The sequence below is a fragment of the Proteocatella sp. QWL-06 genome (genome assembly GCF_058684135.1).
The window spans coordinates 1,913,540-1,934,159 of the sequence record NZ_CM178755.1 but is presented as its reverse complement, the minus strand read 5'-3'; the positions used below and the strand labels follow the sequence as shown (position 1 = coordinate 1,934,159).

25 protein-coding genes are annotated in these 20,620 nt (G+C 42.4%); 20 read left to right on the top strand and 5 right to left on the bottom strand.

The annotated features are described in order from the left end of the window. Positions 1-2 precede the first annotated feature (2 nt). From fabF to AC4PGZ_RS09240, 3 genes are all read right to left on the bottom strand, one after another. Positions 3-1,241 carry a beta-ketoacyl-ACP synthase II gene (gene fabF, locus AC4PGZ_RS09250; protein ID WP_492158351.1) on the bottom strand — a complete coding sequence of 413 codons (1,239 nt, stop codon included), beginning with the start codon at positions 1,239-1,241 and terminating at the stop codon, positions 3-5. Between the two features lie 95 nt (positions 1,242-1,336). Further along, the gene (acpP, locus tag AC4PGZ_RS09245) at positions 1,337-1,564 is read right to left on the bottom strand and encodes an acyl carrier protein (protein ID WP_492158350.1); all 228 of its coding nucleotides are present in this window, start codon (positions 1,562-1,564) and stop codon (positions 1,337-1,339) included. A 55-nt stretch (positions 1,565-1,619) separates the two neighbouring features. Continuing rightward, on the bottom strand, positions 1,620-2,585 hold the full coding sequence (locus AC4PGZ_RS09240; protein ID WP_492158349.1) for a beta-ketoacyl-ACP synthase III: 966 nt from the start codon (positions 2,583-2,585) through the stop codon (positions 1,620-1,622). Between the two features lie 304 nt (positions 2,586-2,889). Here AC4PGZ_RS09240 and AC4PGZ_RS09235 point away from each other — a divergent pair, with 304 nt between their 5' ends. Genes AC4PGZ_RS09235 through AC4PGZ_RS09225 form a run of 3 tightly spaced genes read left to right on the top strand, consistent with a single transcriptional unit; the run spans position 2,890 to position 4,834 of the window. Continuing rightward, the gene (locus AC4PGZ_RS09235; RefSeq protein ID WP_492158348.1) at positions 2,890-3,345 is read left to right on the top strand and encodes a GntR family transcriptional regulator; all 456 of its coding nucleotides are present in this window, start codon (positions 2,890-2,892) and stop codon (positions 3,343-3,345) included. After that, positions 3,345-4,046: an ABC transporter ATP-binding protein gene (locus AC4PGZ_RS09230; protein ID WP_492158347.1), complete on the top strand. Its 702-nt coding sequence runs from the start codon at positions 3,345-3,347 to the stop codon at positions 4,044-4,046. The genes AC4PGZ_RS09235 and AC4PGZ_RS09230 overlap by 1 nt, the downstream gene beginning before the upstream one ends. After that, complete coding sequence (locus tag AC4PGZ_RS09225; protein WP_492158346.1) at positions 4,040-4,834, top strand: hypothetical protein; 795 nt, start codon at positions 4,040-4,042, stop codon at positions 4,832-4,834. The genes AC4PGZ_RS09230 and AC4PGZ_RS09225 overlap by 7 nt, the downstream gene beginning before the upstream one ends. Positions 4,835-4,869: 35 nt before the next feature. Here the strand turns inward: AC4PGZ_RS09225 and AC4PGZ_RS09220 are convergent, their stop codons facing one another. Both AC4PGZ_RS09220 and AC4PGZ_RS09215 read right to left on the bottom strand, forming a co-directional pair. Next, the gene (locus tag AC4PGZ_RS09220) at positions 4,870-5,154 is read right to left on the bottom strand and encodes a putative quinol monooxygenase (protein ID WP_492158345.1); all 285 of its coding nucleotides are present in this window, start codon (positions 5,152-5,154) and stop codon (positions 4,870-4,872) included. 39 nt (positions 5,155-5,193) lie between these two features. Then, entirely contained in the window at positions 5,194-5,640 is a 447-nt protein-coding gene (locus AC4PGZ_RS09215; protein WP_492158344.1) for a hypothetical protein, read from the bottom strand. 148 nt (positions 5,641-5,788) lie between these two features. Between AC4PGZ_RS09215 and AC4PGZ_RS09210 the strand changes: the two genes are divergently transcribed. From AC4PGZ_RS09210 to AC4PGZ_RS09130, 17 genes are all read left to right on the top strand, one after another. Continuing rightward, entirely contained in the window at positions 5,789-6,481 is a 693-nt protein-coding gene (locus AC4PGZ_RS09210; RefSeq protein ID WP_492158343.1) for a YczE/YyaS/YitT family protein, read from the top strand. A gap of 37 nt (positions 6,482-6,518) precedes the next feature. Next, positions 6,519-7,346, top strand: a complete 828-nt coding sequence (locus tag AC4PGZ_RS09205; protein ID WP_492158342.1) for a metallophosphoesterase — start codon at positions 6,519-6,521, stop codon at positions 7,344-7,346. A 131-nt stretch (positions 7,347-7,477) separates the two neighbouring features. After that, a complete protein-coding gene (locus AC4PGZ_RS09200) occupies positions 7,478-8,692 on the top strand; it encodes a copper amine oxidase N-terminal domain-containing protein (RefSeq protein ID WP_492158341.1) in 1,215 nt (404 codons plus the stop codon). Positions 8,693-8,897: 205 nt separating this feature from the next. Further along, entirely contained in the window at positions 8,898-10,886 is a 1,989-nt protein-coding gene (locus AC4PGZ_RS09195) for an elongation factor G (protein ID WP_492158340.1), read from the top strand. A gap of 165 nt (positions 10,887-11,051) precedes the next feature. Continuing rightward, complete coding sequence (gene tsaE / locus AC4PGZ_RS09190) at positions 11,052-11,534, top strand: tRNA (adenosine(37)-N6)-threonylcarbamoyltransferase complex ATPase subunit type 1 TsaE (protein ID WP_492158339.1); 483 nt, start codon at positions 11,052-11,054, stop codon at positions 11,532-11,534. After that, a complete protein-coding gene (gene tsaB / locus AC4PGZ_RS09185; RefSeq protein WP_492158338.1) occupies positions 11,531-12,310 on the top strand; it encodes a tRNA (adenosine(37)-N6)-threonylcarbamoyltransferase complex dimerization subunit type 1 TsaB in 780 nt (259 codons plus the stop codon). The genes tsaE and tsaB overlap by 4 nt, the downstream gene beginning before the upstream one ends. After that, positions 12,297-12,764 (top strand): ribosomal protein S18-alanine N-acetyltransferase, encoded by a 468-nt coding sequence (gene rimI / locus AC4PGZ_RS09180; protein ID WP_492158337.1) that lies wholly within the window; start codon positions 12,297-12,299, stop codon positions 12,762-12,764. The genes tsaB and rimI overlap by 14 nt, the downstream gene beginning before the upstream one ends. 5 nt (positions 12,765-12,769) lie before the next feature. Beyond that, positions 12,770-13,822: a tRNA (adenosine(37)-N6)-threonylcarbamoyltransferase complex transferase subunit TsaD gene (gene tsaD / locus AC4PGZ_RS09175; RefSeq protein ID WP_492158336.1), complete on the top strand. Its 1,053-nt coding sequence runs from the start codon at positions 12,770-12,772 to the stop codon at positions 13,820-13,822. Between the two features lie 160 nt (positions 13,823-13,982). Next, entirely contained in the window at positions 13,983-15,269 is a 1,287-nt protein-coding gene (locus tag AC4PGZ_RS09170; RefSeq protein ID WP_492158335.1) for an adenylosuccinate synthase, read from the top strand. Between the two features lie 169 nt (positions 15,270-15,438). Next, a complete protein-coding gene (locus AC4PGZ_RS09165) occupies positions 15,439-15,792 on the top strand; it encodes an ArsR/SmtB family transcription factor (protein ID WP_492158334.1) in 354 nt (117 codons plus the stop codon). 28 nt (positions 15,793-15,820) lie between these two features. Next, positions 15,821-16,825, top strand: a complete 1,005-nt coding sequence (locus AC4PGZ_RS09160; protein ID WP_492158333.1) for a permease — start codon at positions 15,821-15,823, stop codon at positions 16,823-16,825. Between the two features lie 90 nt (positions 16,826-16,915). After that, complete coding sequence (locus AC4PGZ_RS09155; protein WP_492158332.1) at positions 16,916-17,224, top strand: ArsR/SmtB family transcription factor; 309 nt, start codon at positions 16,916-16,918, stop codon at positions 17,222-17,224. Positions 17,225-17,248: 24 nt separating this feature from the next. Then, positions 17,249-18,301, top strand: coding sequence for an ACR3 family arsenite efflux transporter (arsB, locus tag AC4PGZ_RS09150; protein ID WP_492158331.1), 1,053 nt, complete (start codon positions 17,249-17,251; stop codon positions 18,299-18,301). Further along, on the top strand, positions 18,294-18,698 hold the full coding sequence (locus tag AC4PGZ_RS09145; protein ID WP_492158330.1) for an arsenate reductase ArsC: 405 nt from the start codon (positions 18,294-18,296) through the stop codon (positions 18,696-18,698). The genes arsB and AC4PGZ_RS09145 overlap by 8 nt, the downstream gene beginning before the upstream one ends. A 112-nt stretch (positions 18,699-18,810) precedes the next feature. Next, positions 18,811-19,392 carry a flavodoxin family protein gene (locus tag AC4PGZ_RS09140; protein WP_492158329.1) on the top strand — a complete coding sequence of 194 codons (582 nt, stop codon included), beginning with the start codon at positions 18,811-18,813 and terminating at the stop codon, positions 19,390-19,392. A 2-nt stretch (positions 19,393-19,394) separates the two neighbouring features. Further along, positions 19,395-20,171 carry a phosphatase gene (locus AC4PGZ_RS09135; RefSeq protein ID WP_492158328.1) on the top strand — a complete coding sequence of 259 codons (777 nt, stop codon included), beginning with the start codon at positions 19,395-19,397 and terminating at the stop codon, positions 20,169-20,171. Between the two features lie 132 nt (positions 20,172-20,303). Further along, on the top strand, positions 20,304-20,534 hold the full coding sequence (locus tag AC4PGZ_RS09130; RefSeq protein ID WP_492158327.1) for a thioredoxin family protein: 231 nt from the start codon (positions 20,304-20,306) through the stop codon (positions 20,532-20,534). Positions 20,535-20,620 lie beyond the last annotated feature (86 nt).

Here is a 20,620-nt window from a genome sequence, read left to right as displayed (position 1 = left end):
GATTATTTGTTTTCCCATTTCTTGATTATTATTGTTGCATTGTGGCCGCCAAATCCAAGAGAATTTGAAAGCGCATATTTTATTTCTGATTCTATGCTTCCTTCGGTAACATAGTTCAGGTCGCACTCAGGATCGGCATTCTGGAAGTTTATAGTTGGTGGGACTATGCCCTCCTCCAGAGCCTTTACGCATGCTATGGCTTCGATAGCGCCGGCAGCTCCCAGCAGGTGTCCTGTCATTGATTTTGTAGAGCTCACGAGAAGGTTCTGGCTGTGATCGCCAAATACTGCCTTTATTGCCTGAGTCTCAAATTTATCGTTGTATGGCGTGCTTGTTCCGTGTGCATTTATATAGTCGATCTGGTCTGGCGTAACAGCTGCATCAGAAAGAGCTCTCTGCATAGCCTTTATAGCGCCTTTTCCTTCAGGGTCCGGTGAAGTTATGTGATATGCGTCACAGCTCTGTCCGTATCCTGTTATCTCTGCGTAGATCTTTGCATTTCTCGCAAGTGCATGCTCAAGCTCTTCAAGCACGAGCACTCCGCTTCCTTCACCCATTACAAAGCCGCTTCTGTCTTTGTCGAATGGAATTGATGCACGGTTTCTGTCATCTCCTGAGTGCAGGGCAGTCATGTTTGCAAATCCGGCTATGCCTGATTCTGTTATTGCAGCCTCACATCCACCTGCAAATGCTATGCTGTGATAGCCGTCTCTTATTGACCTGAAAGCATCTCCTACAGCGTCCGTACCTGAGGCACAGGCTGTAACTATTGCAGTGCATGGTCCCTGGAACCCAAGCTCCATGGATACATGGGCTGGGGCTATATTGACAATTGAAGAAGGTATGAAGAAAGGCGAAACTTTTCCTGGACCCTTGAGAGTAAGCTTTTCAATCTGCTCCTGGATTGTCTCCAGGCCACCGATTCCGCTTCCTATAACGACTCTTACATCTGATCTGTCAAAGTCGCTGTTGCCCAGTCCGGAGTCCTCAAATGCCATCTTTGCTGCGCATACGACAAATTGAGTGAAACGGTCCATTCTCTTTGCAGACTTTGCGTCGATATATCCGCTGTAGTCGAAGTTCTTAACTTCGGCAACAAGGTGAACCTTTGACCTTGATGGATCAAACAGTGTAATCTTATCTATCCCGTTCTGACCGGATTTAAGCGCCTCCCAGGTTGAATCTGCATCGTTTCCTACAGGGCTTACAGCTCCGAGTCCGGTTATAACTACTCTTTTCATAAAAACTCCTTAAATTTATAATTGATTTGACCTGTAATTACTATCCCCCTGTAATTTTACAGAGGGATAGGGGTCAGGCCATCGTCAGTATCAGACTATGCCTGTTTTTTTGTAACGTAATCTACTATGTCCTGTACAGTTATTATTGAAGCTGTATCAGAATCTTCTACTTCTACATCGAATTCTTCTTCGATTTCCATAACGATTTCAACCATGTCCAGCGAATCAGCTCCAAGATCCTCTTTGATGCTTGATTCTGCAGTTATTTCACTTGCGTCCTTGTCCAGTTTTTCAGCCAGTATTTCTATCACTTTGTTTAACATGTTATTTCTCCTTTTGTTTTCTGATTTTATAATTTTATTAATAAATTTTTAATTATTACCATTCTATCAGTATCGATCCCCATGTGAGACCTGCACCAAAACCAGCTATTATTATCTTGTCTCCCTTTTGAAGAAGTCCAAGGCTGTTCATCTCTGCAAGCGCTATCGGGATGCTTGCTGAGGATGTGTTTCCATAGTTTTCAATATTCATGTAGAATTTGTTGATGTCGATATCAAGTTTTTTTGAAACAGCTTCGATTATCCTGAAGTTTGCCTGATGAGGAACGATGTACTTTATGTCATCGTTTGTAAGGCTGTTTCTTTCCATGATTACCTGTACGAGCTCGCTGAGTGCGCCAAGCGCGAATTTGTAAACTTCGCCGCCGTTCATTGTGAGCTTCGGAAGCTGAGATTCATCATGAGCCGTGAACATTGCATTGCTTACATTAACGCTCTGAATCTGTATATTGTGAGCTGTATCGTATTCGCCCTGAAGGTAAACATCTTTTATCTTATTGTTTAATTCCTTTGTAAGTACCAGTGCTCCGGCACCATCGCCGAATATGACACAGGTGTTTCTGTCCGCATAGTCGATGACTTTGCTCAGGACTTCTGAACCTATAACAAGCGCATTGTTTGCAATGCCGTTTTTTATCATTGAGCTTGCTACTCCAAGGGCATATACAAAGCCTGTACAGCCGGCAGAAAGATCGAATGCAACAGCGTTCTTTATTCCCAGTTTTCCCTGAACAATGCTTGCCGTAGAAGGAGTGAAGTGATCAGGAGTTATCGTTGCCACAAGAACCAGATCGATATCCTCAAGCGCAACGCCTGAATTTTCTATTGCCTGCTTTGCAGCTTCGTATGCAAGATCAGATGTATTTTCTCCGGCTGAGATGTTTCTTCTCTTTATACCGGTTCTTTTTTCAATCCATTCAGTGCTGGTATCAACCAGTTTTGTAAGATGCTCGTTCTCCAGACTGAATTTAGGAGCATAGCTTCCTGTTGAGATTAAAGACATATATTACCTCTTTCTTTACGATTCCATATGTGTAAAATGTGGAATAATGATATGGTTAATAATAATACTAAAATCATTTTTTGTCAACAGTTCTTAATAAAAAAAATATAAACATTGGAATATCTATGTTTTTAAAAGACACGTACAAAAGTGTCTGATAAAAACACAAAATGCATGTCAGATGTCGGAACAAAAAAATATGAAAAAAGTACTTGACATCAACTCTGTACTACTGTATTATGTGATTAGTACAGTGACACTGAAACATGATGATTAATTTTATTCTGAAATTAAGGAGGTAAATATGGCTTGGGAATTTGAGCAGGATAAACCCATATATATACAGATAGTAAAGAAGATAGAGCTTGGAATACTGTCTGGTGATTATCAGCCTGGATCGAAGCTCGATTCGGTAAGAGAGCTTGCAGCACTTGCAGGTGTAAATCCAAACACAATGCAGAAGGCGCTTCAGGAGCTTGAAAACAAGAGGCTGGTGTACAGCCAGAGAACAAGCGGAAGATTCATTACTCAGGACGAGGCAGTGATCGGCCGTCTCAGAAGAAAGCTGGCAGGCCTTAAGATAATATCTTTTATGGAAAATATGAATAAGCTTGGATACAGTATTGATGAGATTGAAAATATGATCAAGGATTATCACGAGCATGGCGAAAAAGCATTCGAGACTGAAGACGAAGCTCCGATTGCAGCGTCAAAAGCCGCATGCAGCCTTGAGGATCTTTTAAAGGAGGACAGGAAATAATGAACGAGTATATTTTACAGTGTAACGAGCTTACAAAGAAATTCGGAAGCAAGACTGCGCTTTCAAAAATCGATATCAAGCTTAAAAGAGGAAAGATAACGGGCCTTCTCGGACCAAACGGAAGTGGAAAGACTACACTCATAAAGCTGGCAAACGGACTTCTACACCCAGACGGTGGAGAAATCCTTATAGATGGAAAGTCTCCGGGAGCAGAGTCAAAGGCGATAGTGTCGTATCTTCCGGAAAAGACATATCTTAATGATTATATGACAGTAAAGGAAATCATACAGTTTTTCTGTGACTTCTACAGTGATTTCGACAAGAATCGTGCACTGGACATGCTTGCAAGGCTTGGAATAAACGAGAATGACAAGCTGAAGACCATGTCCAAGGGCACAAAGGAAAAAGTGCAGCTCATACTCGTGATGAGCAGGAGAGCGCAGATATATTTCCTTGATGAGCCTATAGCGGGCGTGGACCCTGCGGCGAGGGACTATATACTGGAGACCATAATCACTAATTATGATGAGAATGCTGCGATCGTTATCTCAACGCATCTGATCGCAGACGTTGAAAAGGTCCTTGATGAAGTCATATTCCTTAAATACGGAGAAATAGTGATGCACAAATCGGTGGATGAAATCAGGCAAGATGAAGGAAAGAGTGTAGATATGCTGTTCAGGGAGGTATTCAAATGTTAGGAAAACTGCTTAAATATGAAATGAAGGGAACCGGAAGGATTCTGGTACCGTTTTATGGACTCATGCTCCTTCTCGCGGTAATAACGAGGATATTCAATGGCATTAACATACACAAGTTCAGCACTCTGGGCGAGATCGCGATGGGGATTGTGGCTTTCACATACGGGCTTACCATGGCCTCTGTGATGATGCTGACGGCATTTCTCGTTATACAGAGATTCTACAGGACAGTATATGGAGATGAAGGATATCTGACTCATACGCTTCCTGTAAAGTCAAGAGACATAATAATTAGCAAGACAGTTTCTGCGTTCCTTTGGATAGTTCTGAGTGCTGTAGTTGCATTTACATCTGTAATGATAATCGGTTATCAGGCAGGTATGTGGAATGAGCTAATGTATGCCCTGGATTACCTGAAAGAAGAGGTCATGCTGAGCCAGATCCTGGGATCGGGTGCAAATATGCTTCTGCTTGGAGCCTTTGCCCTCGTATCAACTACACTGATGATATATATGTCAATATCAATTGGCCAGCTTTTCAGGAGAAAGCTGATAGGCTCTCTTGGGGCGTTCATCGGAGTAAGCTTCATAGTTAATACCGTTACCGGAATAATAGGAAACAGCGGCATCATAGACAGCTTCATAAATATGGATATGAATAATACAGCTCAGGCTATCGCAGGATTCAATTACTTTGTATGGCTCATGATAGGATTCTATATAGTGAAGATAGCGGTATATTATGGAGTCACCAATCATCTGATGACCAAAAAGCTTAATCTTGAATAATAATGAAGTAAAAAGTAAAACAGGGCCGATCGGCCCTATTTTATTTTGGTATAAAGATTCAGCTCGGAGCTCTCTCTGAGCGCCCTCAGCTGAGGCACTATTCTTACGAAGTGCTCGCTGGAGTTGTGAGCTTCAATGGCACTGCGGTCTTCCCATTCTTCAATGAAGGTTAGGATGTTCGGGCAGTTTATGTCAGTGTACAGGCTGTAACTTATGCATCCTGGCTCTTTTCTGCTTTTATCTGCAAGCTCAGTCACCAGATCCAGATATTTTTCGATATTCTCATCTCTTACTTCAGCTTTTGAAACTATTGTTATCATTATAATCTCCTTGTCTTGTTCATTATCAGTCAGGGGAAGTTAATAATTGTATTTATGCTTGCTGGATTTGTAGCTCTGAGTCCTGCCGAGCTTCTTGTTTGAACCTGCAAGGATTCCAAAGATCACGCACAGGATTAGGGTGACATAGCCATAATTGAAAATGCTCTCTGCCGCAGATTCAAAGTTCATGATGAGTGACTTCATAAGAGGCTGATCTGCGTAGTTGGAGAAATCAAAAAGGTATGCTCCGATAAGGCTGAGGACTCCGATTGACAGCGACACTACAGAAAGCGTAATTTTGCCGTGGTTCTGAGTCTTTCTGTTCTCAGTCATATTTATGAGTATTATCGAAGAGATGAAGGATGTAAGCAGTATGGTCAGGACCGGGCTCATATCGAGCGGGCCTTCAATAAGAACCGTATCTCTTGCCAGAAAAGAGCCGGTTATTATTACTGTCAGCAGGGCGATCTTGTTAAAGCTTCTCATATCAGACTTCCTTTCTTATTTGATAATATTATACCAAAAAACATGGATGCAAAAACATAATTTCGAAAAAACTGTCGGGAAAAAGCATAATATGATATTATATATGTATTGAGCATTTTTTCGACATAATACAAGGAGGAACTGGACGATGAATTCAGCGATTAACAAAGACATGATGGCGAGACTTTTTAAGAAGTTTCTTCTGCTCAATCTGGGTTTTTTCTTCTGCGCCCTTGGTACTGTTTTCTTCATCAAATCAGGAAGCGGTATGTCACCCTGGGAAGTTCTTCACAGCGGGATAGCATCTACCTTTGATATAAGGATAGGCAGAGCGGGGATAATAGTATCGGGGATAATAGTTGCATTGGACTGTCTTCTTGGGGCAAAGATAGGAATAGGGACAGTGCTCAACATGCTTCTTATAGGATTGTTTACTGATATGATACTTTCACTTGAAATAATAAATACAAGCAGCATATATATGGTACAGATTGCATTCCTGTTCATAGGGATGTTCGCGATGAATATCGGGATATGGATATACATAAGCCAGGGACTGGGCGCAGGACCAAGAGACGGGCTGATGGTGGCGGTCTCAAAGCGCAGCGGAATATCAGTACAGACAGTAAGGAGCTCGATTGAGACGGCAGCTGTTATAATTGGGATAATGCTTGGAGGAAGCTTTGGATTTGGGACGATCATATGTGCGATTCTGGCAGGTCCTTTCATGAAGATTATTTTTGACAGGATAGGATTTGATGTAAAGGGTGTATCGCACACCTATATAGATGATTATTTTATAAAAAAGCGTACCCTTGGTACAGATGCTGATGAGGCATGATTCAAAAAAGGGATACAGATAGATTACAGAGGAAGATATGAGATTTATAGCACGGATTTTAAATAAGATAGCGATACTTTTTATCGCAGGAATAATGATCCTCGGATACGGCATGATGATTGAGCCCAATCTGCTGAAGATAAACAGCATGGAGACAGGAACGCTTACAAAAGGAAAATTCAGGGTGGTTCAGTTTTCAGACACTCATCTTGATAACAATTACACCATAAAAGACCTGGAAAAGCTCGTAAGGATAATCAATCTGCAGGAGCCTGACATAATCGTCTTTACAGGAGACCTTATAGATTCCGTGGATGACAGCAGGTATCCTGAGCATGCAATGGAGACTCTGGGAAGGCTTGACGCAAGACTTGGCAAGGTAGCTGTTTTCGGAAATCACGACTATGGGTCTCAGGGATACAGGTACTACAGGGAAATGATGGAGGCTGCCGGATTTGAGGTACTTGCAAATGAAGCAGTCAGGTATGATGCAGGTGGAGGGATGATAGTTAACGTAGCAGGCCTTGACGATGCTCTACTTGGAACTCCGGACTATAAAAAGGTTTCAGGGCTGCTCACGAAGAAGTACTTTGATATAATAGTGATGCATGAGCCTGATGAAATAGAGCACTTTGAGCAGGACAGCTATGAGCTTGCGCTTGCGGGTCACAGCCATGGAGGGCAGATAAGGCTTCCTTTCATCGGAGAGATAAGCACTCCGCCTCTGGCAAAGGAATATGTAAGAGGAATGTATGAAATGGGAGACGGCAGAAAGCTGTATGTAAGCTCGGGCATAGGGACTACGACGATACCCGTGAGGCTGATGAATATACCGGAAATCGCGGTAATAGACGTGAAACTTTAAGAAATATCCACAATTGTAATGATAATGTAAATATATTGTACATCTCTTGTTATGGTAAAATCCATGTTATTGGGGTAATATTATAAGTGTAGGGAAAATATAGTTTTATTATTTTTTACAGGAGGTTCAACATGAAATGTGATATAAAAAAGGTTATGGCACTGGTTATGGCAGGCTCTCTGATTATTATGCCGGCGTCGGCAAGTGCAGAAAAAGGCGGAAATTCAGGAAAGACTACTGATGCGGCTGTAAGCGCAGATGATGCAGCTGAGATAGAAGAAGTTTCAGGCGTGATACAGTCTGTAGATGGAGATGTAATAACTGTAAATACAGCAGAGCTAAAGCTTGGAAGATTTTTTGCAGGCAAGAATGTAGAGATAAAAAATGAAGCTGGAAAGACTATAACAGTAAGCGACCTTAAGGCAGGGATGACTGTAAATATTGAAGGAGACTTCAGCAAGGTTGGAATGAGCTATCCGGCTTATTATGGCGGCACAACTGAAATCAGAGTGACAGCTGAAAAGGAAAGCACAGTACCAGCAGTAACAGATAATGAATACCTTTACTTTGAAGGAAAGGTAACAGATACAGACGACAACAGGATAACCGTTAAAAATGGAGATGTGTACAGGATATTCCATCTGTCTGCACCGATAATCTCAACTGAAGACGGAAATTCAGCATCATCAAATGAAATAAGCGAAGGAGACACCGTGACAGCGCTTTACACATCAAATACTCCGATGGCTCTAAGCGATCCTCCGCAGATAAATCCTCTGATGATAATACTTCATGACAGCGATAATAATGTAAAGATAGACCATTTTGACAAGGATCTGCTAAGCTCAGACAAAAAGCTACAGCTTGTACTTGCAGATGATACTATTATAGAGGCGTTCAAGACGAAGCAGATTGTAAAGGCACAGGATCTTGAAGACAGAGATCTCATAGTTATCTATGGAGCGACTACAAGAAGCCTTCCTGCTCAGACTGTTCCATCAGGAATAGAGAAAGTAATACTTCTGCCTCAGCTTGAGAAGGATTCAGATGACAACGATAAGGGAACTCCAAATTCAAATTCAAGCACAGATAATCCGGGAAACAAAGCCACAGCTCATGCAAAGAATGCCATTGCAAAAGAAGCAAGAAGCATGGGATACAAGGTTAAATGGGATCCTAAGTCCAAACTCGTTGTTCTTACAAAAGGATCAGATACTATCGAGGTTTATGTAGGAACTACTAAATACAAGGTAAATGGGATTGAAAAAAAATCTTCTGTCGCAAATAACCTTGTCAACGGAACGACTTATGTAGGCAGCGACATACTCGATCTGCTTAAAAAATAAGGCACCGTAATTGAATAATTAAGAATTAATCTCTGATTTCAGGAATGACTTTCCTGAGGTCAGAGATTTTTAAATTTATAATTGAGAAATTGATAAAAACCTGTTGAAAACGATTGCAAATTTGGTCTTCTTACGTTATAATTATTTAAAATACTCAATATTTTGAAAATTGCACACAATGGCATTGCCAGAAGGAGGATTTGATATGAGGGTTTATGAGAGCGATAAGATAAGGAATGTTGCAATACTGGGACACAGTGGTTCAGGAAAGAGTAATCTTACGGAAGCGATACACTACACAGCAGGGTTGACAAACAGGATTTCAAAACCAACAGACGAGGCAAAATACACTTCTTCAATGGGATTATTTTCGATAGAATATAAGAACAACAAGTACAATTTTATTGATACTCCAGGATACTTTGATTTTGCCGGAGAGCTTACCTCGGCAATGCAGGCAGTATCGGGTGCAATAATAGTAGTAGATGGAACCACAGATTTACAAGTAGGAACAGAAAAGGCTCTTGAGATAACAGACGAGCTCAACATGCCAAAATTCATATTTGTAAACAAGATAGACAGTGAAAAATCAGACTATGAAAAAATATTAGAGCAGCTCAGAGAGAGATACGGAAAAAAAGTGGCACCATTTCATGTGCCATGGGGAAAAGCAGAGGATTTCAAGGGGTTCATTAATGTAGTAGACATGTTTGCAAGAGAATACAATGGAAAAGAATGCGTGACAGTTGAGATGCCAGATGATATGCATTCACAGATAGATCCAATAAGAGATATGCTTCTGGAGTCAGTTGCTGAAACTGACGAAGAGTTGATGGATAAATTCTTCAATGGGGAAACATTTACAAAAGAAGAGATCACAAAGGGACTCAGGATGGGCGTACTTGCCGGAGACATAATACCGGTGCTCTGCGGCTCTACCGTTAAGAACATAGGAGTACATACGCTTATGGATATGGTAGTAGACTATCTTCCTACACCACTGGATACAGGACTTCCAAGATATTCTACAGTTTCTGTTGCTCAGGTATTCAAGACAGTTATCGACCCTTTCCTTGGCAGAGTGTCATATGCGAGGATATGTGAGGGCGACTTTAAACAGGAAATGGATGTATTCAATGTAAGCAGGAGCACAAAAGAGAGAATCCACAAGATGTTCACTGTTGTTAACAGGGAGCTTAAGGAGCTGAATGAAGCTCATTCAGGAGACCTGGTGGTATTTACTAAGCTCAACGATGTGTTTACGGGAGACTGCCTTTCAACGAAAGAGGGTTACGGTCAGCAGGCAGAAATGGAGTTTCCAAAGCCGCAGATGCTGGTAGCCATAGAGGCGCTCAACAAGAATGATGAGGACAAGATCTCTACCGGAATTCAGAGGCTCAGAGAAGAGGACCCTTCCTTCACATATAACAGGAACAAGGAAACCAAGCAGATGGTGCTCGGAGTTCAGGGAGAGATACATGTAAATGCGATAAAAGACAAACTTAAGGAAAAATTTGGGGTTGAGGTAGCGATAAAAGACCTCAAGGTACCATACAGAGAGACGATAAAAGGCACATCGGATGTACAGGGGAAACACAAGAAGCAGTCAGGCGGACATGGTCAGTATGGCGATGTAAAGATAAAATTCTCACCATCAAGCGAGCCATTTGAATTCGCAGAAGAGATTTTCGGAGGCTCTGTGCCAAAGTCATATATACCAGCGGTTGAAAAAGGGCTCAGAGACTGCCTGGAGCATGGAGTTCTTGCAGGCTATCCTGTGACAAATATCAAGGCTACGCTGTATGATGGATCATACCACGATGTAGACTCATCAGAGATGGCATTCAAGATGGCTGCCAGCCTTGCATTCAAAAAAGGGATAGAAGAAGCCAAGCCGGTTCTGCTTGAGCCAGTGATGAAGCTTTCGATATATGTTCCGGAAGAATACATGGGAGACATCATGGGAGATATCAACAAGAAGCGAGGCAGAGTGCTTGGAATGGAGCCATTCAAGAACCACAAGCAGGTAATATACGCCGAAGCTCCGCAGTCTGAAACCTTCAAGTATGCAATTGACCTCAAGGCTATGACTCAGGGCAGAGGGTACTTTGAGATGGAATTCGTAAGATATGAAGAAGTGCCTGCGCAGCTTGCAGAAAAGATAATAGCAGAAGCAAAGGCTGAAAAACAGTAAACTCCATTAACATAACTTAAATCCCAAAAAAGCAGAGAATCTTTTAATTTAAGATTCTTTGTTTTTTTATTCTGTTATTTTCATCATTTCTGAAAAGATTTTGTTAAAACAGTACATATATGATAAAATATATTAGGTCTAATGAATAATAGATGGAGATTAATAATGAAAATATATATAGAGAATGTTGAAGAAACCATAGAACTGGGCTGCCTCATAGGAAGCCTTATGAAAAGCAAAGACATGATATGCCTCGATGGAGACCTTGGAGCAGGAAAAACTCACCTTTCCAAAGGCATCGCAAGGGGCCTTGGCATAGATGAAGAGATAACAAGCCCCACCTTTACTATAGTTCAGGAATATGAAGGGCGGATACCCTTCTATCATTTTGATGTCTACAGGATAGCTGACAGCGAAGAGATGTATTACATCGGATTTGAGGACTATCTCAGAAAAGAGGGAGCTGTCGTGATAGAGTGGGCTGAAATAATAAGGGATATACTGCCGGACGAGCGCATGCAGATAGACATAGTCTATGCACCAGAGGGCGGAAGATATTTCACGCTTAATGCATACGGGAGAAGACACGAGGAGCTTCTCGAGGAGATATCCCAAAAACTCGGGACTGAAAGGAAAGAAATACAATGAAGATACTGTCTATAGACACGTCCTCCGCGGCGCTTGGCATAGCTCTCTCAAATGACAGGGCCATGCTTGCGGAATTCACTCAGAATAAGGCGCTTACCCACAGCGAAAAGCTCATGCCGCTTATTGACACCATGATGAGAAATACGGACGAGGATCTGGCCAGCCTGGATGCGGTAGCCTGCACAATAGGACCAGGCTCATTCACGGGCATAAGGATAGGAGTCGCTACGGCGAATGCCTTTGCCATGGCAAAATCGATTCCGGTGATAGGCATATCCACGCTTGAGGCGCTCGCCTGGAATTTCAGATATACTGACTGTGTAGTGACAGCCACCATGTATGCCCAGAGAGATGATTACTACAGAGGGGTATACAGCTTTGAAAACGGAAGGCTCACAGTAATAAAATCGGAAGAAGCCGTGAGCAGAGACGAGATCCTTTCTGAAATAAGAGAGATAACAGAAACAGGAAGAACCGTTATGCTTGCAGGCGAGATGACAGACAGATACAGGGCGGGAACCTTTGCATCAGATGAGATGCAGGAAATGCTCAGTAACGGCAGGCTGATCATTGCAGACAGAAACCTGAATTTCCTCAGGGCATCGAATCTGTGCGAGATGGCATCTCAGATAATGGAGAGCTCAGACATATCTGAGCTGCCAAGATACATCGAGCCCGTATATATAAGAAAGCCTCAGGCGGAGGTGCAGTACGAGGAAAAGATGGCAAGGCTGCGCAGCATGAGAGACGGGGGAGCTGAAGATGGAAAACAATAAAGGAATGGCTGTGGAAGGCCTTGAGATAACAAAGATGGAGCACGCTCATTCAGAGCAGGTTTACCAGATAGAGGAGCTTTCCTTTATCACGCCATGGAGCAGAAAATCCATAAGGAGCGAGATAGACAACAAGACGGGAAGATACATCGTCATCCTTGACGGAGAAAAGGTGGCAGCATACGGAGGCTTCTGGCTGGTGCTTGACGAAGCTAACATAAACAATGTGGCGGTGCATCCCGACTACAGAGGAAGGGGTATATCCAAGCTCCTTATGAACACTCTGATAAAGATGGCTGCTGATGAAGGAGCAAAGCACATGTACCTCGAAGTCAGGAGCAGCAACTCTGTAGCCCAGGGGCTCTACAGAGGACTTGGATTCAAGATGATAGGACTCAGGTCAGGGTACTATATAGATACCGGTGAAGATGCCATAGTTATGATGAAGGAACTTTAAAAACAATGAAACCAGATAAAAACAATATACAGAATCTAAAGGACAGGGATATAACGGTCCTTGCAATAGAAAGCAGCTGCGACGAGACTGCCGCGGCGGTAATACGAAACGGAAGAGAGATAATGTCCAACATCGTGGCTACGCAGATAGAGATACACAAGAAATTCGGAGGAGTCGTGCCTGAGGTAGCTTCAAGGAACCATGTGGTGGACATAAATCCAGTCATAGAAAGCGCGCTCTCGGAGGCAGGAATGAGCCTCGAAGACATTGACGTTATAGCTGCGACATATGGTCCGGGGCTTGTCGGAGCCCTCCTTGTAGGACTTTCGACTGCAAAGGCGCTCGCATATGCTACCGGGAAACCGTTTATAGGGGTAAATCACATACAGGGTCATATCGCGGCAAACTATCTTGCATTCCCGGAGCTTGAGCCTCCGTTCATATCGCTTATAGTTTCCGGAGGGCATACTCATATAGTAGAAGTAAAGGACTATAATGAGATAGAGATCATAGGAAAGACCAGAGATGATGCGGCTGGTGAAGCCTATGACAAGGTAGCCAGGGCAATTGGCCTGGGATATCCGGGCGGACCGCTTGTGGATGAGCTTGCAAAGCAGGGAGAAGCGAATATAGAATTTCCCAAGGCCATGTACAAGGAAGAAAACTATGACTTCAGCTTTTCAGGGATAAAGTCCGCAGTACTCAATTATATAAACAGCAAAAAGATGAAGGATGAGGATTACAGCAGGGCAGACATAGCTGCCTCATTTCAGCATTCAGTGGTAGACATACTCGTGCACAAGACGGTAAAGGCTGTCAAAGACAGAGGCTATGGCTGCGTGGTCCTAAGCGGAGGCGTCTCTGCAAATTCGGCGCTGAGAAAAGTCATGGAAGAAAGATGCGATCAGGAAGGGCTCAGGCTCTATTATCCGCCGCTGGGACTCTGCACGGATAATGCGGCAATGATAGGCTCATGCGCATACTACAGATACATCGAGGGCCATACGAGCAACATGTATCTCAATGCAAAGCCAAATCTGAAAATCGGCGAAAATTAGAAACAAAAATGAATAAGTATGCAACTATGCTTGTATTAACTGCGAATGTTTGATAGAATAGTATGGGAAAAGTTCGAAATAAATAGTTTTTTCATATATACAAACTGAACATCAGCCAGTAGTGAATATTTCAATATATAGATATTTTAGGAGGAAAAAAATGCCAGGAATAGCAATAATAGGCTCACAGTGGGGAGACGAAGGAAAGGGTAAGATAATCGATTATCTAGCAAAAAACTCAGACCTTGTAGTTAGAGCTCAGGGAGGTAACAACGCAGGTCATACAGTAGTGGTAGGAGATCAGAAATACGCTCTTCACCTTGTACCATCAGGAATCCTTAATCCGGATGCAATCAACGTAATCGGAAATGGAGTGGTTATCGATCCACAGGTACTTCTAAAAGAACTTTCAGGCTTTGAAGAAAGAGGCGTAGATACATCAAGCCTTAGAATAAGCGACAAAGCCCATATAATAATGCCGTACCACAAGCTCATAGATGCGCTTATGGAAGAAGCCAGAGGAAAAGAAGATATAGGCACTACCAAAAAAGGTATAGGACCATGCTACATGGACAAGGTTGAGCGTATAGGAATCAGAATGGCGGATCTTGTAGACGAGAAGATGTTTGCAGAAAAGCTGCAGTTTGCGCTTAGCAGAAAGAATGACATAATAACAAAGATGTACGGAAAAGAGGCGCTTTCATTCGAAGATATGTACAATGAGTATATAGAGTATGGAAGACAGCTTAAGAAATATGTGGCTGCAACTGAGTTCGTAGTGAACAAGGCTCTTGCAGACAACAAGAAAGTACTGTTTGAAGGCGCTCAGGGCTCTATGCTTGATACGGATTTTGGAACCTATCCATACGTTACGTCATCTCACCCTACCATAGGAGGCTTCCTTGTAGGCTCAGGAGTTAACGTTAGAGCGATAGACGAGGTAATAGGAATTGCTAAAGCCTACACTACAAGAGTTGGAAAAGGACCTTTTGTTACAGAAGAAGACAATGCTACGGGAGATCTTATAAGAGAAAAGGGAAGAGAATTCGGAACTACTACGGGAAGACCGAGAAGATGCGGATGGCTTGATCTTGTAGTGCTTAAATACACTGCTATGCTTAATGGCTACACTTCAATCGCGCTTATGCTGCTTGACGTGCTCGAAGGCTTTGAAGAGCTCAAGATATGCGTTGCATACAGCCTTGATGGAAAAGAGACGTCAGAGCTTCCTTCTACGAGAGAAGAGCTTGAAAGAGCAGTGCCTGTATACAGGACCGTAAAAGGCTTCACACAGGAAGAGATAACTGAAGCAAAGACATATGAGGAGCTTCCTGCAGAAGCGAAGGAATATATACAGATAATAGAAGAGTACGTAGGTGTACCTGTAAACATTATCTCAGTTGGACCAAGAAGAGATCAGACAATACTGAGAAAAGACTTCTTTTAGGAATTTCAGAGATAAATAATCAAATATAATTAACAAGCATTCCCCGGTTCGGAAGATTTTCTGATGCCGGGGATTTTTATATTGACAAAGATTAAATTGAGGATTATCATATACATATTAACGAATATGCATATGATAATATTAAAAAACAGAAAAGAAGGTGCCTTAAATGAACAGATTGACAAATATATTCAAGCTTATGTCTGATGAGACAAGACTGAGGATGATAATGCTCCTTAACAGGGAGGCTCTGTGTGTATGTGAAATAAGTGGAATACTTAACATACCTCAGCCAAGGATATCGCAGAATCTTTCAAAGCTCAGAGACATGAATCTGGTGGAAGATCAAAGAAAGGAAAAATTCGTGTATTACTCGCTGAAAAAAGAAGATAAGGTATTCAGCGATATTATTCAGGACATAGAAAATGACCTGCAGTCCTACCCGCAGCTTCTCACAGACAGAGAGCGAATAAGCGAAAAGGACATATACCTTAGTCAGTGTGGAGCTAACCTTAGCAAATAAATAATCTTAATAAGAAGGAGACGGAATCATGTTTATTTTTAAATGGATCAACAGCCAGGTGCTGAAAATGGAGTGGTTGTACAATATAGTTCAGCTGCTCGTGGAGAATGTATTCGGGTTAAGCATTGCTGAAAGACTTGGTGGCAGCATACACTTTTTCATATATGATGTAATCAAGATATTCATACTGCTTTCAGTGCTCATTTTCTCGATTTCATATATACAGAGCTTTTTTCCACCGGAAAAGACTCGAAAGATACTTGGAAAGTACAACGGAATATCGGCGAACATACTTGGAGCGCTCCTTGGAACGGTTACGCCATTCTGCTCATGTTCATCGATTCCTCTTTTCATAGGGTTCACGAGTGCAGGGCTTCCTATAGGGGTTACTTTCTCATTCCTTATATCTTCGCCTCTTGTAGACCTCGCATCGGTGATACTTCTTGCAAGCATATTCAACTGGAAGATTGCCATCGCTTATGTAGTCGTAGGGCTTATACTTGCGGTAATCGGAGGAAGCATAATAAGCAGGGCGAAGCTGGAAGACCAGGTAGAGGCCTTCGTATTCAGCAACAGGATGGCAGAGATTGAAGAAGAAGAGCTGACGGTAAGAGACAGGATAAATTTTGGAAAAGATCAGGTAAGAGACATAGTAAAAAGGGTTTGGCTGTATGTAATTATAGGGGTAGGGATCGGCGCGGCCATACACAACTGGATACCGGAATCGTTTATTGCGGCTATACTGGGTCAGGATAAGTGGTATTCTGTTTTTGTGGCTACCTTTGCAGGAATACCTATGTATGCAGATATATTCGGTACGCTTCCTATAGCGGAGGCGCTTGTAGGAAAAGGCGTTGGAATCGGTACTGCGCTTTCATTCATGATGGGAGTGACTGCGCTCTCGCTTCCTTCTCTCATAATGCTCAAAAAAGTAGTAAAGCCAAAGCTGCTGGGAGTGTTTTTCAGTATAGTCACAGTGGGGATACTCATAATTGGATTTGCCTTCAATGCTTTTGCGTATATCTTTATTTAAAGAAAAAATTTAAAAACATATTGACAAAAATCGATATGACAAATATAATGTTCTCAGATAGACAAATATCGATATGAAAAGAGGTACACTATGAACGGTCAATACAAGGAACAGGCGATTATATTCAAGGCCTTCTGTGATGAAAACAGGCTGATGATACTCGAAATGCTCAGAGGTGGAGAAAAATGCGCATGCGTGCTGCTTGAAAGGCTCAACATATCGCAGTCTACGCTGTCCCATCATATGAAGATACTTGTAGACAGTGGAATAGTTGTTTCCCGAAAGGATGGAAAGTGGAGGAACTACTCCATTTCAGAGGAGGGCTCAGAGCTTGCAAAAAAGCTGCTTGATGAGATTACCACTGTATCCGGATGGGAGACGGGATGTACCTGTAACTGACAATTTATAAATGGAGGAGATTATATGAGCACTGAAAATAATCAGGGAATAGGTTTCTTTGAGAAATATCTTACGCTCTGGGTTATTATCTGTATGGCAGTTGGGGTCCTGATTGGAAAATATCTTCCGGCAGTACCGCAATTTCTGGGAAAATTTGAATATGCCAATGTTTCGATACCGATAGCGGTACTTATATGGCTGATGATTTATCCCATGATGATGAAAGTAGATTTTAAGAGCATAAAAAATGTTGGAAAAAATCCGGCGGGACTTTTTGTGACATGGGTTGTCAACTGGCTGATAAAGCCGTTCACTATGTTTGCGATTGCATCATTCTTCTTCTTTGTAGTATTCAAAGGACTTATATCTCCTGAGCTTGCAAAGGATTATCTTGCCGGGGCAGTGCTTCTTGGAGCGGCTCCATGTACGGCGATGGTATTCGTATGGTCTCATCTTACAAAGGGGAATGCAGCATATACAGTGGTTCAGGTAGCAACGAATGACCTTATAATACTGATAGCATTCACTCCGATAGTGGCCTTCCTGCTCGGCGTAGGAGGCATTGAGATTCCATGGGATACCCTTATAATTTCGGTAGTTCTGTTTGTGGTCATACCACTGACTGCAGGAATCTTCACGAGAGGAAGGGTGATCAGCAGAAAAGGTATGGATTATTTTGAAAATGAATTCATCCCGAAATTCAGCAATGTCACTGTAGGAGGACTGCTTCTTACACTAGTAATAATATTTTCATTCCAGGGAAATGTAATACTTGAGAATCCGCTTCACATAGTTCTCATATCAGTGCCTCTTATAATACAGACGTTCCTGATATTCTTCATTGCATACATTGCGAGCAGGATGCTCAGGCTCCCACATGATGTAGCGGCTCCGGCAGGAATGATTGGAGCATCGAATTTCTTTGAGCTTGCGGTTGCGGTTGCGATAGCAGTTTTTGGGACACAGAGCCCGGTAGCCCTTGCTACCATAGTGGGAGTTCTTGTAGAGGTTCCTGTAATGCTCATTCTCGTAAAGATAGCCAACAGTACGAAAGGATGGTTTAAGACAAATGCGTAAAAAAAGAGTAGCATTCATATGTGTGCACAATTCATGCAGAAGTCAGATTGCAGAGGCGCTTGGAAAGCACCTGGCAGGAGATGTGTTTGAGAGTTTTTCCGGGGGAACGGAGCTCAGAGACAGGATAAATCAGGACGCAGTAAGGCTCATGAAGCAGAGATATGGAATAGACATGGAGCAGACCCAGCATTCCAAGCTGATCACAGAGCTTCCTGAGATAGACATAGTTGTCAAGATGGGATGCAATGTACAGTGCCCGTTTCTTCCGGCAGAAGAAGAGCATGACTGGGGCCTCGATGATCCATCAGGAAAAAGCGATGAAGAGTTCATGAAGACTATAGATGCTATAGAACTAAAGATTAAAGAGCTGGCAGAAAGACTCAGAAAAGAACAGTAAATATATCATGCTCATAACAGATAAATCGGCTGAAGCGGCAACACTGCTTCAGTCTTTTTACTACAAAGGACTCAGGCTGTGATATAATTATTATATAAGACTGTGAGGTGAAATGATGATAAAAGCGGTAGTAATAAACGCCAGTCCCAGAAAGAGCGGCAACAGCAGCCATATTTCTGAATATATAATGGAAAGGCTTGAGGGAAAAGCAGAGGTAACATATTATGTCCTCAGGGAAATGGAATTCACAGGCTGTATAGACTGCGGTTACTGTCAGAGAAACAGAGGCTGCGTAATCAGGGATGACCTTCATGACATGTACAGGGTGTTTGATGAATCAGACATCACTATAACCATAACGCCGATATATTTTGACGGGACCCCATGGAAGCTAAAAGCCATGATAGACCGTATGCAGGCCATATATAACAGCAAGTATGTGCTTGAGGACTCACTCATAGACCGCTCAAAGCCAAGAAGAGGATTCGTTGTCTGCCACGGCGGCGCGCCTGAGTATGAGACTCAGTTTGAAGGAAACCGCAACGTACTGCAGTTCATGTACAGGAGCATAAATACGGAGCTTGCAGAGCATATAAAAGCAGCAGATACAGACGCGTCACCGGTATATGAAAACGAAAAGATCCTGTCTCAGATCGACAGGTGCATAGATGATTTAATACAGAGAAAGAGGTAATTATGTATACAGTAAAGCAGGGAAATACTCTCGAAGATGCAAAATGGAAATTCAAGTCAGACCTTCATACTCACAGCATAGTGAGCGGGCACGCATATACTACGCTTATGGAAAACATTGACTTCTGCAGCAGTGAAGGAATAAAGATACTGGGCAGCGCCGAGCATGGACCCCATTTTCCGGGAGGCCCGCACGAAGCGTATTTTCACAATATGAGGATAATCCCGAGAAAAATTAAGGGCGTGACGGTGCTGAGAGGCTGTGAGCTCAATATAATGAATGCGCAGGGAGATGTAGATCCGGGATTTGAGCGTTTCAGAAAGGTGATGGATTACTGCATAGCGAGCCTTCATGAGCTTGTGGTAGCGCCAATGAGCCTTGAGGAAAACACGCAGGCGATAATCAATGCCGTAAACAGGTATCCGGAGATAATAATCCTGGGACACACAGGAAATCCCAACTATCCTATAGATCAGGAGAAAATCGTAAAGCTGGCAAAGGAAAAGGATATAATCATCGAGATAAACAATTCCTCTCTTGGAAACGGCTCCAGAAAAGGAAGCAGGAGCAACTGCCAGAGGATAGCGGAGCTTTGCATGGAGCATGGAGTAAAGGTCATACTGTCTACTGATGCCCATATAAATTCAGAAATAGGAAGATTTGACAGGTCCATAATGCTGCTGGATGAAATAGAATTTCCGGAAGTGCTCGTGATGAATGAGCCTGAGAAGCTAATGCGATACCTCCATGAAAGAGGCATAGCCACTGACGTAGACTAATTCAGAGATATGGTTTGATTCTACAGATATTTGTATCATTTTATGTTGACAAATCCTTTTTACAGGTGTATTGTTAACATATGCATATGTGTTAATATGAAAAATGATAACAGATCACAGGAGGAAAATATCATGGTAATAAAGGTACTTGGAACGGGATGCGCAAGCTGCAAGAAACTTGAAGAAAATGCTAAAGAGGCTGTGAAGGAACTTGGACTGGACGCGACTGTAGAAAAAGTAGAGGGACTTCAGGAAATAATGGCATATGGAGTGATGAAGACTCCGGCGCTGGTTGTGGATGAGACTGTAAAATCCATGGGCAAGGTGCTTTCAGCAGAAGATATCAAGAAATATCTTAAATAATATCAGGAAAAAACAAGTAAAGGGAATGGCATGCCGACTTTGGCGGATATGTCATTCCCTTTTTAAAATTCAGACTTAGTATTTTC

Excerpts from the sequence above, each read along its gene's own strand:
- AC4PGZ_RS09215 (WP_492158344.1), bottom strand. The coding sequence starts at position 5,640 with ATGAGAAGCTTTAACAAGATCGCCCTGCTGACAGTAATAATAACCGGC.
- AC4PGZ_RS09165 (WP_492158334.1), top strand. The coding sequence starts at position 15,439 with ATGAACAGATTGACAAATATATTCAAGCTTATGTCTGATGAGACAAGA.
- AC4PGZ_RS09135 (WP_492158328.1), top strand. The coding sequence starts at position 19,395 with ATGTATACAGTAAAGCAGGGAAATACTCTCGAAGATGCAAAATGGAAA.
- AC4PGZ_RS09210 (WP_492158343.1), top strand. The coding sequence starts at position 5,789 with ATGAATTCAGCGATTAACAAAGACATGATGGCGAGACTTTTTAAGAAG.
- acpP (WP_492158350.1), bottom strand. The coding sequence starts at position 1,564 with ATGTTAAACAAAGTGATAGAAATACTGGCTGAAAAACTGGACAAGGAC.
- tsaD (WP_492158336.1), top strand. The coding sequence starts at position 12,770 with ATGAAACCAGATAAAAACAATATACAGAATCTAAAGGACAGGGATATA.
- AC4PGZ_RS09240 (WP_492158349.1), bottom strand. The coding sequence starts at position 2,585 with ATGTCTTTAATCTCAACAGGAAGCTATGCTCCTAAATTCAGTCTGGAG.
- rimI (WP_492158337.1), top strand. The coding sequence starts at position 12,297 with ATGGAAAACAATAAAGGAATGGCTGTGGAAGGCCTTGAGATAACAAAG.
- tsaB (WP_492158338.1), top strand. The coding sequence starts at position 11,531 with ATGAAGATACTGTCTATAGACACGTCCTCCGCGGCGCTTGGCATAGCT.
- AC4PGZ_RS09235 (WP_492158348.1), top strand. The coding sequence starts at position 2,890 with ATGGCTTGGGAATTTGAGCAGGATAAACCCATATATATACAGATAGTA.
- AC4PGZ_RS09145 (WP_492158330.1), top strand. The coding sequence starts at position 18,294 with ATGCGTAAAAAAAGAGTAGCATTCATATGTGTGCACAATTCATGCAGA.
- arsB (WP_492158331.1), top strand. The coding sequence starts at position 17,249 with ATGAGCACTGAAAATAATCAGGGAATAGGTTTCTTTGAGAAATATCTT.
- AC4PGZ_RS09225 (WP_492158346.1), top strand. The coding sequence starts at position 4,040 with ATGTTAGGAAAACTGCTTAAATATGAAATGAAGGGAACCGGAAGGATT.
- AC4PGZ_RS09230 (WP_492158347.1), top strand. The coding sequence starts at position 3,345 with ATGAACGAGTATATTTTACAGTGTAACGAGCTTACAAAGAAATTCGGA.
- AC4PGZ_RS09130 (WP_492158327.1), top strand. The coding sequence starts at position 20,304 with ATGGTAATAAAGGTACTTGGAACGGGATGCGCAAGCTGCAAGAAACTT.
- AC4PGZ_RS09140 (WP_492158329.1), top strand. The coding sequence starts at position 18,811 with ATGATGATAAAAGCGGTAGTAATAAACGCCAGTCCCAGAAAGAGCGGC.
- AC4PGZ_RS09160 (WP_492158333.1), top strand. The coding sequence starts at position 15,821 with ATGTTTATTTTTAAATGGATCAACAGCCAGGTGCTGAAAATGGAGTGG.
- AC4PGZ_RS09195 (WP_492158340.1), top strand. The coding sequence starts at position 8,898 with ATGAGGGTTTATGAGAGCGATAAGATAAGGAATGTTGCAATACTGGGA.
- AC4PGZ_RS09155 (WP_492158332.1), top strand. The coding sequence starts at position 16,916 with ATGAACGGTCAATACAAGGAACAGGCGATTATATTCAAGGCCTTCTGT.
- AC4PGZ_RS09170 (WP_492158335.1), top strand. The coding sequence starts at position 13,983 with ATGCCAGGAATAGCAATAATAGGCTCACAGTGGGGAGACGAAGGAAAG.
- AC4PGZ_RS09200 (WP_492158341.1), top strand. The coding sequence starts at position 7,478 with ATGAAATGTGATATAAAAAAGGTTATGGCACTGGTTATGGCAGGCTCT.
- fabF (WP_492158351.1), bottom strand. The coding sequence starts at position 1,241 with ATGAAAAGAGTAGTTATAACCGGACTCGGAGCTGTAAGCCCTGTAGGA.
- tsaE (WP_492158339.1), top strand. The coding sequence starts at position 11,052 with ATGAAAATATATATAGAGAATGTTGAAGAAACCATAGAACTGGGCTGC.
- AC4PGZ_RS09205 (WP_492158342.1), top strand. The coding sequence starts at position 6,519 with ATGAGATTTATAGCACGGATTTTAAATAAGATAGCGATACTTTTTATC.
- AC4PGZ_RS09220 (WP_492158345.1), bottom strand. The coding sequence starts at position 5,154 with ATGATAACAATAGTTTCAAAAGCTGAAGTAAGAGATGAGAATATCGAA.